Source organism: Vibrio sp. Vb2131 (genome assembly GCF_033338535.1).
GTDB lineage: Bacteria > Pseudomonadota > Gammaproteobacteria > Enterobacterales > Vibrionaceae > Vibrio > Vibrio alginolyticus.
In genome coordinates, this window is record NZ_JAWOSW010000006.1 from 116,160 (window position 1) to 135,403 (window position 19,244).

Consider the following 19,244-nt stretch of genomic DNA (forward strand, 5'->3'; position numbering starts at 1 on the left):
TATCGATTGTTTAATGATTCAATACTTAGTTTAATCGCATAAAGGTGTGCAGTATGCCGCACTAAATTAATAAGAAATTATCTAAAAAGGTTAATGGGAAACGTAAGCCATTAGCGGAGGTCAGATGAGTACGCACACGGTACCGCAGAGCGCGATTGTAAATGCTGTCAAAGGTGAAGTTTTGGTTTTGGGCCTGGACGGAAACGTTAAGGTCATAAAATCAGGGGATGAGTTAAGACCTGGCGAGATTATTATCACAGAAAATAATGCCTCTCTCGACGTACAGATAAATAATGAGCTTTATCTGGTCGACGCAAATTGTGTTGCTTGTCTTCCTGTGCCTTCTTCTGAACCGTTAGAACCAGTATTGGTACAATCTCCAGTTAATGGCTTAGTGACTTTTGACCCAACGGCTATTGGAAGTGCTGACTTCGACGCCAACGATATTGCCGCTATCCAGCAAGCTATTTTAGACGGAGCTGACCCTACCGCTATCTTAGAAGCAACAGCTGCTGGCGCAGGTGGTGAGGGCTCGGCTAATGCTGGCTACGTGACGGTTGAATATAATAACCCGGAAGTACTCGCGTCTACTTTTTTTGAAACGTCTGCGACTCGCAGCGGAGAAGATGATCGCGACGAAGATGACGGTTTGAATGTCACGATCTTTGCTGATGGTGGGCAGTCACTGCAATCTAGCGTAACAGAAGGCTCAATTTCTCTATCTAGCTACCCGCAAACCATTTCTTCTAGTGTGCTGGTTGAAGCAGGGGATCTCGCACTTGATACTGCTTCATTTGTACCTGAAACGTCCTCATTAGAGTCTTTGTTAACCGAGTTAAATAGTGACATTACTTCTGGTGGTCAGCCAGTAGCGTTCGTTTATGACGAAGCGCAAAATGCCATTATCGGCACCCAAGAAGGTAACGAAGTACTTCGTATCGAGATCGAAGCGACATCTTTAGGCCGTGATTTAGAGTTAGAGGTCGTTACCACGATTAGCCAGGGTATTGACCATGTTGCGTCTGTTGCTGATGGCCAAGTATCGATCGTCGGTGATCAAATCAATATTGCTTTTGATATTACAGGTGCAGATATTGGTGGTAACAGTATTCAAGCCCCTATTGATTTTACGACAACCGTTATTGATGGCGATGATCCTGCGCCGCAAAACGTTACTTTTGAAAACGTTGAATCTTCTTCTACACCAATTACTGGCACTTTTGTTGATATTGGTAGTGATCAATTGGCAACGGTCACATTTAATCAAGAAGGACTTAGTCAATTCGATGGCCTATTGAGTGATAATCAGGCGACAGAAGCGGTACTCTCTGAAGACGGCAGTACTATCACCTTGTCCATTGCTGGCTCGAATGAAACCGTCTTAACCATCAGTCTGAACACCGATGGTACCTACCAATTTGAGCAATTTAAGCCGTTAGAACAAGCAAACGGTGAAGATACGATTGAGCTCTCTTTACCAACCACAATCGTTGACTTTGACCAAGATACGGCAAGCAACACCTTTACGATGACCATCCTTGATGGCGATAATCCAGTGATTGAAAACGCGACGGGATTGTCTTTAGACGAGGCGGGGGTTGACCAAGGTTCACAGGAAGGCGCGGCAGTAACAAGTGGTACCGGGTCGATCACGACAGCGGTCGGAAGTGACATCATTGATCACTATGAGTTGGAACCTACAGAGTTTAATGTTGGTGGAGAACTCCAATCTCAAGGGCAGGTTGTTCAATTGGAACTGGCGTCCGAGAGTAACGGTGTGCGTACTTACGAAGGCTTCATCGAGCTGGATGGCGTGCGTATTACCGTATTTGATGTGGCGATTGATGCTCCTGCATTGGGCGAATACCAATTCAACTTGTATGAACAACTTGACCATACGGGTGCTAACGATGACTCGCTTACTTTCTCACTGCCAGTTTACGCGGTAGATGCGGATGGTGACCGTTCCTCGATTACTGAAGGTTCGAACACACCAGAAGCAGCGCAAATTGTCATTCAAGTTCAAGATGACGTTCCTTCGATTGATGGCGTTGATGCGCTAGCCGTCGATGAAGACGATTTATCAAGCATTGGCTCCGATCAAAGCGACTCTGTGTTCGCGCAAGGTAGTTTCACGACGACTCAGGGCTCAGACCGTGTTGTAAGTTATCAATTAGAAAGCGGCACTGATCCACTCAATGGGTTGGAATCACAGGGTCGATCTATCTCTCTGACGGAAACTGTCAATTCAGATGGCAGCTTTACCTATTCTGCAACGGCAGAAGGGGACGCTATCTTCACCTTACAAGTGAACCCTGACGGTACTTATTCGTTTACCCTTGAAGGTCCAATCGATCATGCTGTGGGTAGCGATAGCTTAACTCTAAACTTCACTATTGTCGCAACGGACTTTGACGGTGACACCAGCTCACTTGTTCTACCAGTAACCATTACTGATGATGTGCCAATCATTAACGACGTTGTCGCTCTTAACGTCGATGAAGATGACTTAAGTTCGGTAGGCTCAGACCAATCACAGCCAACATTGGTTGAAGGTCAGTTCACGACGACTCAGGGTTCTGATGGCGTCGTACAGTATCAGTTGGATGTAAACGCTGATCCTTTAAATGGCCTGCAATCTCAAGGTCAAACCGTCTCCATTGCCGAAACGGAAAATGCAGACGGCAGCTATACTTACAGCGCAACGGCAAATGGCAGCGCAGTCTTCACATTAATTTTGAATACTGACGGCTCGTACAGTTTTGAGCTACAAGGTCCAATCGACCATGCGGCAAATAGCGACAGCTTAACCCTTGATTTTAGCGTTATTGCTACCGATTTCGATGGTGACACAAGCCAAATCGTATTGCCTGTTACCATCGTGGATGATAAGCCAACCATTACCGATGTCGATGCAATTACCGTTGATGAAGATGATTTAGGCACGATTGGTTCAGATCAGACTGACCCGATTTCAATCTATGGCAATTTCACCACCACACAAGGCTCTGATCGAGTAGAGAGCTATCAGCTTGATGCTTCTTCAACACCAGTGGCTGGACTCACATCACAAGGTGTAGCAGTCACACTAACTGAAACCGCAAACGGTGATGGCAGCTTTACTTACGAAGCGACAGCGGGTACTGAAGCGGTCTTTACGCTGACAGTGAATACTGATGGCTCTTACAACTTCACGCTAGAAGGGCCAATTGATCATGCTGTTGATAGCGACGAGTTGACGCTCAACTTCCCAATCATCGCGACCGACTTTGATGGCGACACCACAAATGCCACGATCCCTGTGACGATTGTGGACGATAAGCCAGTTATTACTGACGTGGATGCCATTACGGTTGATGAAGATGATCTAGCGTCAATCGGTTCAGACCAAAGCAATCCAATTTCTATTGATGGTAACTTCACCACCACACAAGGTTCAGACCGAGTGGTGAGTTATCAACTCGATGGCACATCAACACCAGTTGACGGTTTAACCTCGCAAGGGGTAGCGGTCACGCTTACAGAAACCGCAAATGGTGATGGCAGTTTCACTTATGAAGCGACAGCGGGTGGCAACCCTGTATTTACTTTGACTGTGAATACTGATGGCTCTTACAACTTCACGCTTGAAGGGCCAATTGATCACGCGGTTGATAGTGACGAGTTGACACTTAACTTCCCAATTATCGCAACCGATTTTGATGGCGACACCGTTACTGAAGCCATTCCAGTCACGATTGTTGATGATGTACCTACCATCACAGCGGTGGATGCGTTGAGTGTCGACGAAGACGACCTTAGCGGTGTGGGTTCAGACCCAGGCGGCGATCTGTTCGTTGAAGGTGCGTTTACCACCACTCAAGGCTCTGACCGAGTGGTGAGCTATCAACTGGATTCAACGGCTGATCCTGTTGCGGGGCTAACGTCTCAAGGTGAGGCGATTACCTTGGTGGAAACCGCCAACGGTGATGGCAGCTTTACTTATGTGGCGACTGCAGACGGCAATCCGGTATTCACGTTAAACGTAGCAACAGATGGCACTTACGATTTTACGCTGCAAGGCCCGATTGACCATGCCGCTAACAGCGACAGCCTGACGATTGATTTCCCAATTATTGCCACCGATTTTGATGGTGATACGACTTCGGCAACCATTCCAGTCACGATTACGGATGATGCACCAATCATCGATAATGTTTTGCCTCTGGCTGTAGACGAAGATGATTTATCAGGTATTGGCTCAGACCAAACTGACGCTGTGTTTGTTGAAGGCGCGTTCACCACTACCCAAGGTTCAGACCGTGTGGTGAGCTACCAACTTGATTCAACTTCTGATCCTGTTTCGGGGCTAACCTCCCAAGGTGAGCCAGTTACTCTGGTAGAGACTGCGAATGCTGATGGCAGCTTTACTTACGTGGCTACCGCGGATGGCAATCCGGTTTTCACCATGAACGTGAATGCTGATGGCACATACAATTTCCGTCTGGAAGGGCCGGTCGATCACGCGTTAAACAGCGATGAATTAGTACTGAACTTCCCAATCATTGCAACAGACTTTGACGGCGATACGACGACCGCGACCATTCCCGTCACGATTACTGATGACGTTCCAACTATCGACAACGTTGTTCCACTCACGGTGGACGAAGATGATCTCGCCTCAATTGGCTCAGACCAAAACGATGATGCGTTTATGTCGGGTTCTTTCACCACAACTGAAGGCTCAGACAGCGTTGTTAAATACCAGCTTGATGCAACAGCAGATCCAGTATCTGGGTTGACCTCTCATGGTGAGCCTGTCGTGCTTGCTGAAACTGCTAACGGCGACGGTAGTTTTACTTACACAGCCACAGCAGATGGCAATGCCGTATTTGAATTGATTGTGAAGCCAGATGGCAGCTACAACTTTACACTGCAAGGTCCACTAGACCATGCGGTGAATAGCGACAGTCTGCAAATCGACTTCCCGATTATCGCAACAGACTTTGATGGCGACACCTCATCGGAGACGTTACCTGTCACCATCGTTGACGATAAACCAACCATCACCGACGTAGACGCGATCCGTGTGGATGAAGATGACTTAGCGACGATTGGCTCCGACGGCTCAGATCCAATTTCAATCGATGGCAACTTCACTACAACGCAAGGCTCTGATGGGGTAGTAAGCTACCAATTGGATGCTGCTGCAACGCCTGTTGACGGTCTAACATCACAAGGTGTGGCCGTCACGCTGACTGAAACCGCAAACGGCGACGGTAGCTACACTTATGAAGCGACAGCAGGAACTGAAGCAGTATTTACGCTGACCGTTAATACGGATGGTTCATACAACTTCACGCTGCAAGGTCCAATCGACCATGCGACGGGTAGTGATGAGCTGACACTGAACTTCCCAATCATCGCAACGGATTTTGATGGTGATACCACCACAGAAACGATCCCAGTCACCATCGTGGACGATAAGCCAACTATTACCGATGTTGATGCGATTACCGTTGATGAGGATGACTTAGGTACGATTGGCTCAGACCAAACTGACCCGATTTCAATCGATGGCAACTTCACCACCACACAAGGCTCGGACCGAGTGGTGAGCTATCAGCTTGATGCTTCTGCAACACCAGTTGACGGCCTTACATCACAAGGCGTGGCCGTCACGCTGACTGAAACCGCAAACGGTGATGGCAGCTTTACTTACGAGGCGACAGCGGGTACTGAAGCGGTCTTTACGCTGACAGTGAATACTGATGGTAGCTATAACTTCACGCTAGAAGGGCCAATTGATCATGCTGTTGATAGCGACGAGTTGACGCTCAACTTCCCAATCATCGCGACCGACTTTGATGGCGATACCACAAACGCCACTATCCCTGTGACGATCGTGGACGATAAGCCAGTTATTACTGACGTCGACGCAATCACGGTTGATGAAGATGACCTAGCGTCAATCGGTTCAGACCAAAGCAATCCGATTTCTATTGATGGTAACTTCACCACCACACAAGGTTCAGACCGAGTGGTGAGCTACCAGTTAGATGGCTCATCAACACCAGTGGACGGTTTAACCTCGCAAGGCGTGGCTGTCACACTGACAGAAACCGCAAATGGTGATGGTAGTTTCACTTATGAAGCGACTGCGGGTGGCAACCCAGTATTTACTCTGACAGTAGATACTGATGGCTTTTATAACTTCACACTTGAAGGGCCAATTGATCACGCGGTTGATAGTGACGAGTTGACACTGAACTTCCCAATTATCGCAACCGACTTTGATGGCGACACCGTTACTGAAACCATTCCAGTCACGATTGTTGATGATGTACCGACCATCACAGCGGTGGATGCGTTGAGTGTCGATGAAGATGACCTTAGCGGCGTGGGCTCAGACCAAACTGACGCTGTGTTTGTTGAAGGCGCGTTTACCACTATTCAAGGCTCTGACCGAGTGGTGAGCTATCAACTGGATTCAACGGCTGATCCTGTTGCGGGGCTAACGTCTCAAGGTGAGGCGATTACCTTGGTGGAAACCGCCAACGGTGATGGCAGCTTTACCTATGTGGCGACCGCAGATGGCAATCCTGTTTTCACGTTAAACGTAGCAACAGATGGTACGTACGACTTTACGCTGCAAGGCCCGATTGACCATGCCGCCAACAGCGATAGCCTGACGATTGATTTCCCAATTGTTGCCACCGATTTTGATGGTGATACGACCACGGCAACCATTCCCGTTACGATCGCAGATGATGCGCCAATCATCGATAATGTTGTGCCTCTGGCTGTAGACGAAGATGATTTATCAGGTATTGGCTCAGACCAAAGTGACGCTGTGTTTGTGGAAGGCGCGTTTACGACTACTCAAGGTTCAGACCGTGTGGTGAGCTATCAACTTGATTCAACTTCTGATCCTGTCGCAGGTTTAACTTCTCACGGTGAGCCTGTTACTTTGGTAGAGAATGCGAATGCTGATGGCAGCTTCACTTACGTGGCTACCGCGGATGGCAATCCGGTCTTCACCATGAATGTTAATGCTGATGGCACATACAATTTCCGCCTTGAAGGGCCGGTGGATCACGCGTTAAACAGCGATGAATTGGTTCTGAACTTCCCAATCATTGCAACAGACTTTGATGGCGATACGACAACCGCGACTATTCCAGTCACGATTACTGATGACGTTCCAACCATCGATAACGTTGTCCCACTAACAGTAGACGAAGATGACCTTGCCTCAATTGGCTCAGACCAAAACGATGATGCGTTTATGTCGGGCTCTTTCACCACAACTGAAGGCTCGGACAGTGTTGTTAAATACCAGCTTGATGCAACAGCAGATCCAGTAGCAGGGTTGACCTCTCATGGTGAGCCTGTCGTGCTTACTGAGACAACAAATGGTGATGGCAGCTTTACTTACACTGCCACAGCAGATGGCAATGCCGTATTTGAATTGGTTGTGAAGCCAGATGGCAGCTACACCTTTACTCTGCAAGGTCCACTAGACCATGCGGTGAATAGTGACAGTCTACAAATCGACTTCCCGATTATCGCAACAGATTTTGATGGCGACACGTCGACGGAAACACTACCTGTCACCATCGTTGATGATAAACCAACCATCACTGATGTAGACGCAATCCGTGTGGATGAAGATGACCTAGCGACGATTGGCTCTGATGGCTCAGATCCAATTTCAATCGATGGCAACTTCACTACAACGCAAGGCTCTGATGGGGTAGTGAGCTACCAATTAGATACTGCTGCAACACCAGTTGATGGTCTGACATCACAAGGTGTGGCCGTCACGCTGACGGAAACTGCAAACGGCGACGGTAGCTACACTTATGAAGCGACAGCAGGAACTGAAGCAGTATTTACGCTGACCGTTAATACGGATGGTTCATACAACTTCACGCTGCAAGGTCCAATCGACCATGCGACGGGTAGTGATGAGCTGACACTGAACTTCCCAATCATCGCAACGGATTTTGATGGTGATACCACCACAGAAACGATCCCAGTCACCATCGTGGATGATAAGCCAACCATTACCGATGTCGATGCAATTACCGTTGACGAAGATGACTTAGGCACGATTGGTTCGGATCAGACTGGCCCGATTTCAATCGATGGCAACTTCACCACCACACAAGGCTCTGACCGAGTAGTGAGCTATCAGCTTGATGCTTCAGCAACACCAGTGGCTGGACTCACATCACAAGGCGTGGCAGTCACATTGGCTGAAACCGCAAATGGCGACGGCAGCTTTACCTATCAAGCAACAGCAGGCACCGAGTCGGTCTTTACACTGACAGTGAACACTGATGGCTCTTATAACTTCACGCTTGAAGGCCCAATCGATCATGCTGTTGATAGTGATGAGTTAACGCTCAACTTCCCAATCATCGCAACAGACTTTGATGGCGATACCTCTGCTGAGACAATTCCTGTCAAGATCGTTGATGACAAGCCGACACTTGGTGGCATCGAAGCAACAAGTGTGCAAACGGTTGATGAGGACGATATCCCAACAATCGGATCTGATGGTACACAGTCGAACAGCATTGCCGGTAACTTCATCGCGACTGATGGTTCTGATGGCATTGTCGAGTACAGCGTTTCTGACCTAACGACGCCAGTACAAGGCCTGACCTCTGGTGGTCAATCTCTGGTTATGGTTGAAGTATCAAACGCAGGTGGCGTTTCAGTTTACGAAGCTCGTATTGATGGCACGACGACACCAGTATTCCGTGTAACCCTCGATGCCTCTGATGACAGCTACACGTTCGATTTGCTCGCTCGTCTCGATCATCCAAATGCTGATGGCCAGAATGAACTGATCATAAATTTACCGATAAACGCGACTGACTTTGATGGAGACGTGTCGAACAACATCACCTTACCAATTACGGTTGTGGATGATGTTCCGACCATTGATGGTTTGCTAGCAGGCAGCGAACAAACCGTTGATGAAGATGACCTACCAGCAGGTACGGATGCTGCAAGTGCAGAAGATACTGTTATTTCAGGTACTTTTGATATCACCGAAGGTGCTGACCAAGTTGCTTCTATTCAGCTGAGTGACCTGACCACGCCAGTTGCGTCACTGACTTCAGATGGTGACGCTATCACCTTAGTTCTGTCTTCTAGCGCAAACGGCGTGAACGTATACCAAGGTGTCGCTGGCAATCCTGCTGAAGTGGTTTTCGAACTGACGTTGGATGCAACGAACAACACCTACGAGTTCGATTTACAGAAGCCGCTTGATCATCCAGATGGTAATCAGCAAAACGAGATTGTTATTAACCTCCCTGTGACGGCGACAGATAATGATGGTGATACTTCACCAGCCTTCACATTGCCAATTACCGTTGTGGACGATGTTCCAGTGGTTACCAATATTGAAAGTCTACGTGTCGACGAAGATGACTTACCTCTTGGTTCTGATGGCACTAAAGAGCCGTTAACGGTATCAGGTGAATTCGAAGTCACTAGCGCAGATGGTATTGATGCTTTCGAATTGGATCTGAGCTCAAATCCTATTCCGAACCTGAAATCGGGTGGAGAAGAGGTAACACTTTCTCAAGACGTTGGCGCTTCAACTGCTGACGCGCTTGTTTACGTGGGACAAACTCCGGGTGGAGTGACGGTCTTCACGTTGACACTTCATCAAGATGGTAAATACGACTTTGAGTTATCTGGTCAGTTAGATCACGCGGTTAACTCTGATGAGATTTTGTTGAATCTACCTGTGAAGATCACGGATGGCGACAACGATACCATCACTGCGACCTTGCCAGTTACGATCGTAGATGACAAACCAACCATTGATGCTATTAGCTCTGGTAGTACCTTGTCTGTGGATGAGGATGATATTCCAAGCCAAGGTTCGGACGACACGCCAGAATCCAATATCATTGGTGGCAACTTTGACGTTACTGATGGTGCCGACTCTATCGTTAGCTTCCAGTTGGATAGTTTAACATCGCCTGTTTCTGGCCTTACCTCAGGTGGTCAACCGCTTGAGTTGGTTGAGTTTTCAAATTCAAACGGTGTGATTGAGTACCGAGCTTATGTACAAGGTACGACGGACACCGTCTTTAAACTGACGCTAAATGGTTCAGCAGACAGTTATGAATTTGAACTGTTGGGTGCACTTGATCATCCTGCGGGTAACGATGAAAACTCGTTGGTCATTAACTTCCCAGTCAACGCGACTGATTTTGATGGCGATGTGTCCAATAACATCACCTTGCCGATCACCGTGGTGGACGATGTCCCAGCTATTGTGAAAGTGACAGACTCTAGCCAACAAACCGTTGATGAAGATGATCTTTCCGGTGGCTCTGACACGACAAGTAGTGATTCAACGGTATTGAACGGCGGATTTGAGGTCGTTGCTGGTGCAGACAAGATTGTCAGCTACCAAGTTTCAGACCTCGATGCAGTCGTGTCTGGTTTAACGTCGAACGGCAGCAGCATCGAGTTGAATCTAGTAAGCACGAATGGTGGAGTAACCAGTTACGAAGCGGTTATTACTGGCACATCAACTAAGATCTTCACGCTGTCTCTTGATGCGAATAATGACAGCTACCAATTTGAGCTGTTGGGACCAATCGACCATGACGCTGTTCAAGGTGAAAACAACCTTGTCATTGATATTCCAATTACAGTAACAGACTTTGATGGTGACACGTCATCATCACTGAATCTTCCAATTACCGTAGTTGATGACATTCCCGAAATTAAATCAGCAGATGCTTTGGCTGTTGACGAGGATGACCTTGTCAACGGCTCTCAGGCAACCAACAAAGACAGCCTAGAAGCAACGGGCAATTTCGATACGGTGGAAGGGGCAGATACCGTTGTCTCTTACCAGTTAGATCTTACTTCTAACCCGATACCAGGAGTAACTTCAGGTGGTCTTGGGGTGACGTTAGTTCAAACCGCGGTAAGCAACAACAACTTTACTTATCAAGGTCAAACACCTGATGGTAACTCAGTGTTCACGCTAGTTTTGAACGCTGACGGCTCTTACAAGTTTACGCTTGAGGGTGCGCTAGATCACTCAACTCAAGGCGAAGATACACTCATACTTGATCTCCCAGTCTTTGCGACCGATGTCGATGGCGATACGGCAGGTATTAACTTACCAGTGACGATTACCGATGATGTTCCAACCTTGTACGATGCATCTATTTCGCGTGTTGAAGGACAAGGCAGCCGCACGGTTCACTTATTCCAAGACCCTGTAGAAGGTGATGACGATCTTGGTGCTGACGGCGCACAAGTGACTTCATTTTCGGCTGATGATTCAGGTGTTTACTTTAAGCAAAACGGTGTTGATTCTGATTCTGTCGATTTGAACGGTAGCGACCAAGTCGTATTTGTTCACAAGGTTCTTGACGGAGTGGATACTGAAATCGGTCGTTTGGTTGTTCGAACCGATGGCAGTGTGTCATTCCGTCCGAATGACGATCTTGACCATACCGAAACCGACTCGATTGATTTCACCATCAACGTTGTTGCAACCGATGGTGATGGCGATATCGCTGATGCCGATGTGGATATCTCGATAAGAGACCGCAATGCGCAAATTGACACGTCTACCGTTACTGCGTTCGAAGACCAAGGGCGTGATGGTGTCGTTGTGGGCGTTGACTCTGCAAATACTCAGGACAACTTGTCGACGCTGGATGTTAACCCTGCGAAAGTCGACTTGGTTATCAATTTACACGATATCGACCGTAACGAGAGCTTAGGTGACATCACTATTCGAGATGCTGATACTCACAACGGTACGTTCTACTACCGAGACGGCAGTGGCAACTACATTGAATTAACATCTGTGGGCAATACGGTTGTTCTCGACGCATCAAATGTTGAGCAGTCATTCAATGGTGAGCTTGTCTCGCTAGATAACTTGTACTTCGTACCAGATCGTCATACATCAACCGATGCTTCTGGTATCGATCCTCGTATCCGCGTGGAAATTCTTAACAATGGTACGCCAGATCATACGATTAATGGTCGTTTAGACATTGAAGTTGCTGCCGTCGCAGATATTGCAACGTGGACGGCAAGCAGCGAATTTAACTACTCGGTTGATGAAGATGGAAACAATGTCGCACTTAACATCACGGCTGAAACCCAAGACACTAGTAACCCTGAAGGCATTGTGTACGAGCTTGTCTTTACACAAGGAGAAGGTAACGCAGAGTTAGTCTATTCAGATGGTAGTGCGATACCAAAATCCGGTGGTGTTTATCTGGTGGATGCAAGCCGAATTGATGAAGTTCAAGTTGATCCGATAGATAACTTCTCGGGCGAAATCAGAATTGATGTCACCGCTATTACGACGGAAAACAACAATCCACTGCTTGGGAAAGATACCGCTCGCTCAGAAACCGAAACCATCATTATTGATGTAAACCCAGTTGCGGATAAAGGTAGTTTTACTGTAAACCGAATTAATGTGTTTGAGGATAATGCTCGAACTCAAAATACGGTAGACCCTGTCACTGATCACGACCCACTCCAATTAAGTGAAGTGATCACCATGAAACCATCAGCGGACTTAGATGGTTCTGAAGCGTTATTTGTGCGCATTTCTAACTTCTCAATTGATGGGGTTACTTTGGTGTGGCTGGACTCAGCAAACCCAAGTCAGATAGTAGAAGTGACCGATTCAGGCGGCAATGTACTTTATTACGAAGTGCCAGAGTCTGAATTAGCGAACGTCGAAGTTCTTCCTCCGTTGCACAGCAATGATGACTTTACTTTCAATGTCGAAGGCATTGTGAAAGACACAGCATCATTGTCTACCGGTACGACAGAAGATGTGTTGTCACTGGGCAGTAAGACTGTCATCGTTGGTGTAAAAGGTGTTGCTGACATACCAGACACGGTATTAATTGACGCGGGGAACGTTTGGAACCGATTCGTAGACGGAGATGTGGCTGGGATAGAGACGACTATTGAAGAGAATGGTGTTGTAAACCTCAACTTCTCGGTTGTATCAGGTGAAGTTGCCGATAGACCTCTGGATGATTCAGAAGCCATTACTGTTATCCTGTCCAACATCCCCGATGGTGTTCGTGTCGTAGATTCAGACGGTTCAAGCGTTGACCTCACCTTTGTTGGCTATGATGGTAACGGTCAACCGATTTACGAAGCAAACATCACTGGGCTGAATTTTAATTCCGGTATTCAAATTATTCCAGAAGCCTCTTCAACCGAAAACATTGCGATTACAGGGACGATCATTGTTACCGAAAATGATGGTCATAGTCGTGTGATTGAAAGAGAGGTAAGGATCAAGGTCGAACCCGTTATTGACGCTCAAGATAACTACGTTGTTCGATCTGAGGGAGATGAAGATACGCGCTTTGACATCGATTGGAAACCGACGCTCGTACAAAGTCCTGATACCGATGAATTCTTTAGTGATGTAACCATCTCTGGATTTCCTCCAGGCAGCACGGTCTATGTAGATGGTGTGGCACAAACGCTTGTTTCTGGAACACTAACGCTTTCACCGCAAGCCGGTGAATCAGAGCAAGATTTTTCCGCTAAAATCTCTCAAAGTGGCTATGTTCAAGTCCAGTTGGAGCAGGATTCAAGTACTGACTTTGACTTGACCACGACCGTCACTGTGAAAGAGATTGACCATGAATATGTTGACGCTTCGAATCCCGGTGAAGGTATCGCTGAGAAAACCATCAATGGTACGGTGAATGTCCAAGTTAATCCAATCGTTGAGCCAGAGGATAAGACGGGGGCAATAGATGACCAAACCCGTCTGCTTGTCACTGAAAGTGGTGGTGGTGCTACCGATATCGTGAAGTCAGACGATCAAGGTAACATTGACTTTACGATCAACACTTCTATGGGGGGCGAATCTGGCGCTCATATCATTAAATACCAAGAGTTTGATGCGTCTTCAGATGAAGTGGTGACTCAACTTGTTGTTCAATTTCACAATGTGGACCCTGAGATCCTCAACCAATTGGTTATCGTCGGTGCACTAAATGAAGGTGGAGGTCGTTGGACAGTAACTAATGAAGACAACTTCTCAATTAAAGCGCCGTCTGGACTTGATTTAACACCAAACGATGACAGTGACGATGGCGATAACGGCGGTCTCTCTCAAATTGGCTTAACCATTTACGCAGAAGTGAATGATTTGGGCGAAGATTTGGGCAACGAAAAAGATGCGACGGTCATGCGCCAAACGGATGTGACACTTGAATTTCCTACCGTTCTCACACCGCAAATGAGTGTAGCGGCAGAGATTCAGGTGGCTGATGATGTCCAAATTCAAGCGTTGGAAGATAATTCTATCAACCTTGGTGCTCAGTTAACGTCGAAAGTTGATGCGATTAATGCAGATGGCGTGGAGGATGTCTTGACTATTATCGTCGATCCTTCAGCTCCTGGCATTCCTCCTGGTTTGGTGATTACGGGGACGGATATCGACTTTGTCAATGGCAAATACGTGTTCCAAGCCCATATCGATGCGAGTGGAAATATTACTGGCCTTGATGGTTTGACGATGCACTTGGCAGAAGATTACGCAGGTGATTTCGAATTACCAATTCGGTTCGTCACTAAAGACACTGAGTCCGGTGATGAAAAAGAAAATAATGTCCAGTTTCCAGTTCAGGTTTTACCGGTTGCAGACGTTCCGAGTTCAGCCGGGGATCAGCCGTTGGATAGCGATGTCACACCGAATGTAAAAGTAGATATCGTTGGTACTTTCGGCTTGGATGCAAACAAACAACCTGTAACTGATCTAAATAACGACGTTCCCACGGCGGATGGTGTCGGTTACGAAGATGGCTTAATCCAACTTAACTTGAGTGTTGATTTTGCCGATCAATTTAACAACACTCAAGGTGGTCGAGAAACACTAACGAACATCAAGTTAGAGCTTGATGACACAACATTAGGTGAGTTTGTTGATGCCAATGGTAACAGCTTAGGAACCAGTATTGAGTTTAATGAAGCTGAGATTTTAGCTGGTGCGCTTGACAATGTTCTGTTTAAGCCAAAAGAAAATTACCCCGTCGGTGGTGGCCAAAATACCGTCAAGATTAATATCGAGGGAGAAATTACTGATGAAGCTGTGTTTGATCAGTCTATCTTGAATAACTCTGGCGATAATATAGATGTAAGAACCTTCACTGACGATGTCACATTTGAAGTTACGCCAGTCGTTGATGACATTACCATTACAGGTGCCGATCCGACGCAGCCAATCACGGTGATTGGTGACGAAGATACTTTAATTTCGCTGAATCAATCGGGCTCTGGTGTTTCGATCAGCCTGAACGATAATGACGGTTCTGAGAGTTTCGTTTCACTCAAGTTAACGGGGCTTCCTGATGACTTTATCGTTAAATCCAATTCCTCTGATTATGTTGTTAAGAATAACGGTGGGGGCGAATGGAGTATTCAACTAAAAGATCTCACTCAGACGTCCATTGACCTGAGTGACATCCAAATTAAACCGCCAAAACACTTTAGTGGCGAGGCTGAGATAGGTATTACGGTCTTCATTCAAGAGGAGTTGCTACAAGTACCAACGGAACGAAACAATAACTTTACGCTTATTGTCAATCCTATTGGTGATGATGTTGATGTGAACCCCGACACTTCGGCTGCAGGTAATGAGGGCGAAGACATTGTTATTAATGTAAATGCGTTAGTGGTTGATAACAAAGAGTCCATCGGAGATGGTGCAAACTACCAGGAAAATGATCCAGAGACGCTGAGAGTTGAGGTCTCAAATGTCCCTGATGGGGCGAGCGTTTCATTACCTGATGGGACAGTATTTACTGACCAAGGCGGCGGCGTTTTTGTCTTAGAAATCAATGCTCAAGACTTGGATCAAGTGGTGTTTAATTCTGGTGATCGCAACGATAACTTATGGGATGGTTCGCTGCATTTCAAAGTGCAAGCCGTTGATACTGGGCTCGATGGCAGTCAAAGCTTGGGCTCCGCAGAGGAGTTTGATGTCACTGTTGATGTTGAAGCAGTGAACGATCGTCCAGAGTTCGTCAATACCGTGGATGTGGAAACACCAGAAGATACGCCAATGCTGCTTGATGGTTTCAGCATTACCGATATTGATGCCGTACTCGATGATCCGAATGCTGAATATGTACTCAATGTGAACGTCGACAGCGGTATCTTGGAGCTTAATCCAACGCTCATCGCTACTTACAACCTAACAGTGAGCGGTGATGGTACGGACTCCGTTGAACTGAAAGGTACAGTGGCCGATCTAAACAATGCCATTGCAGACGGTCTGATTGAGTTTAATCCAGAGCTGAACTTCTTTGGTGACGTTCAGGTGGACGTGACAGTCGATGACCAAGGTAATGAAGGTATCGTAATTGGTGGGGTAGATGACACCCTAAATACCAACAGCAGCAGCTTCAATATTGAAGTGACAGCGGTGAATGATACCCCAGAAACTACGCCAGTGACGCTACCGGATATTGAAGAAGATAGTGGTGTGTTCTCCATCTCTGAAGCGGATCTTATTGCGAATGCGACAGACTTAGAGAACGATAATCTCACGGTTAGCAATGTTCAGTTAACGGATCCGAATTCGGGCAGCATTATTTTCAACAGTGGCACGGGAGAGTGGGAATTTACCCCAGCACCAGATTACAACGGTCCAGTTGAAATCACGTACACCATTACAGATGATGGCACGACAAATGGTGCATCCGATCCTAAATCGGTTAACGGCAGCGCATCGTTCAACGTAACGGAAGTCAATGATGCTCCAACGACGTCTGAAGTGACACTTTCTGATATCGCAGAAGACAGTACGGCGGTTGATATTACCCAAGCTGATTTGTTGGCGAATGCGTCTGATATTGAAAACGACACCTTGATGGTGAGCAATGTCCAGTTGGTTGATCCAAGCAGCGGCACATTGGATTTCGACAACGTAACAGGTACATGGTCATTTACTCCTGCGCCTGGCTACAACGGCAAGGTCGATCTGACCTACAACATTACCGACAACGGTACAACGAACGGTGTTTCAGATCCTCAAACGGTGTCAGGAACGGCGACCTTCGAAGTCACTGAGGTGAACGATGCACCGGTAACATCAGAGGTAACGTTGAGTAGTACCGAAGAAGATGGTGGTTCGGTAACTATTACGGCTACTGAGTTGCTGAGCAACGCAAGTGATCCTGAGTCAGACAACTTGACCGTCGATAATGTTGCGTTAGTGGACCCAGCTTCCGGCACGTTGACTCAAGTGAGTGCGACAGAGTGGACGTTTGAACCCGCAGCAGATTTCTTTGGTGACGTTAATTTCACTTATGAAATCACAGATGACGGAACCACTAACGGCGCTCCAGACCCAATTACAATCGCGGGCACAGCAGTGTTGAATGTTGAAGCGACCAATGACGCACCTGAAATCACTGCAGCATCGGTAACGGATACGATCAACGAAGCCGATGGCCAGAAAATAACGGGTATTAGTGTAAGTGACATCGACTTCACTGGTGCGCAGGCGAATGAAATCATGACGGTGACTCTTACAGTTACCGAGGGCGACCTTCGTGTCGAGCCGCCAGCAGGTAGTGGTGTGACTGTTGGGGCGGGGATGGCTGGTGAAATAACCCTAATGGGCACACCAGATAATATTAACTCCGTTCTTGGAGCAACAGATGCTTCTGAGGGTGTATTTGTGGATGCAGGAGATGTCAACGCAGCTTCAATCACTTTATCGGTGAAAGTCGAAGACAACGGCGTGTACTTCGAAAATGCGGGTACCGCATTGGAAGCGAATCAAGATTTCACTATCAATGTGACACCTGTAACTGATGCACCTACATTGAGTATAAATCCTCAGTTTAATTACATTCGTCAAATTGCGGCTAGCCAAACCGCGAGCAGTCAAGGTTTAGCGATTGTCGGAATCATGGCGGCGCTTACTGATATTGACGAGGTGCTGTCTTTGGAGCTAACGGGCGTACCAGCTAGTGCTGAGGTAACAAGTGGCGTTTCTCCATCAGGCATTAGCTTCGATGGTACCACTTGGACAGTACCAAGCGATGAAATTGATACGCTAGAAATTGTCGCAACAGATACTAACAGTGGTATTGATGTCGGTTCTTACGATATTTCGCTTACGGCGATATCAACGGAATCTAATGGCGATGAAGCGCAGTCTTCACCTGTCCAAATTAGTTTGGATGTGAGTAGTGATAGCGACGATATTGACCAGTCAACCGCAGTGGACGACAGCTATTTAGTCGGTGGAGACACAGGTATCAACTTGATTGGTGGCGACGGTGACGACGTTATTCTGGGTGGCGATGGCGATGACGTGCTTATCGGTGGCTTAGGTTCAGATATCTTAACGGGTGGAGACGGCAGCGATATCTTCAAGTGGACGGTAGATTCCGTTGATGAAGGGGCAGTGGATACCATTACTGACTTCACTGTTAACGAAGACAGTATCGATTTACGTGAAGTTATCTCTGATCTCAATAACTCAATGATCGACATGGATGATCTGCTTGGTCACATTTCAGCAGACTACGATGCATCGACGGAAAGTGTTTCTCTGAACATTACGACGGATGCAAATGTTCAGCAGACTATTGTCGTGGAAAACTTAGGTACTTCAATCGACTTCAACGGTCTCAGCTCCAACGAGATTGTAGAGTCATTGCTGAACAACGGTGTTATTGATAACGGATAAACCTGTATACAACACAAAAATAGGCGGCTCTGATAAGCCGCCCATTTTTTTCGGGAACGCTTGATTTTAAACAGGAGATATTTGAATCGAAATAGAAAGCAAGAACGAAGCAAAGGGGTTATCTTGTTACGACGTTGTAGTGATAGTTGGAAATTAAAATAGCGATAATTTGACGTTAAATCGCCTAAACGTGGATGTCTAGCAAGCTGCCAATGATTTCATTGTTTTTCTCTATGACAGACGCGCCAACTCGGTTATAACCAGCGGCTTGTGCGAGGTTGATGAGAGATTCAACTTTTTGAGAGGGAAGGCTAGGTGTTGAGGCTGTTATTGCGACATCCGCAACCGCAGCTAAATCGATGTTGTGATCAGAAAGCTCTTCTTTTACCTTACTTACATTATTGCTAATGCCATGTGCAGCTTTCTCGGCCATTTGTTGTGACATCTGAACGATGTGGTATCCAGATTGAATTCCCGATACAGGCATATCACTACTCCCAAC

At 46.9% G+C, this 19,244-nt stretch carries 2 protein-coding genes; one reads left to right on the forward strand and one right to left on the reverse strand.

Annotated elements, in window-relative coordinates; translation table 11 throughout:
* The first annotated feature begins 124 nt into the window (after positions 1 to 124).
* The gene (locus tag R7E38_RS09345; RefSeq protein ID WP_226083143.1) at positions 125 to 18,742 is read left to right on the forward strand and encodes a retention module-containing protein; all 18,618 of its coding nucleotides are present in this window, start codon (positions 125 to 127) and stop codon (positions 18,740 to 18,742) included.
* Positions 18,743 to 18,926: 184 nt separating this feature from the next.
* Here R7E38_RS09345 and R7E38_RS09350 read toward each other — a convergent pair whose 3' ends face one another.
* Entirely contained in the window at positions 18,927 to 19,229 is a 303-nt protein-coding gene (locus R7E38_RS09350) for a hypothetical protein (protein ID WP_047101396.1), read from the reverse strand.
* Positions 19,230 to 19,244 lie beyond the last annotated feature (15 nt).

Coding starts and splice junctions, on each gene's coding strand:
- R7E38_RS09350 (WP_047101396.1), bottom strand. CDS start 19,229: ATGCCTGTATCGGGAATTCAATCTGGATACCACATCGTTCAGATGTCA.
- R7E38_RS09345 (WP_226083143.1), top strand. CDS start 125: ATGAGTACGCACACGGTACCGCAGAGCGCGATTGTAAATGCTGTCAAA.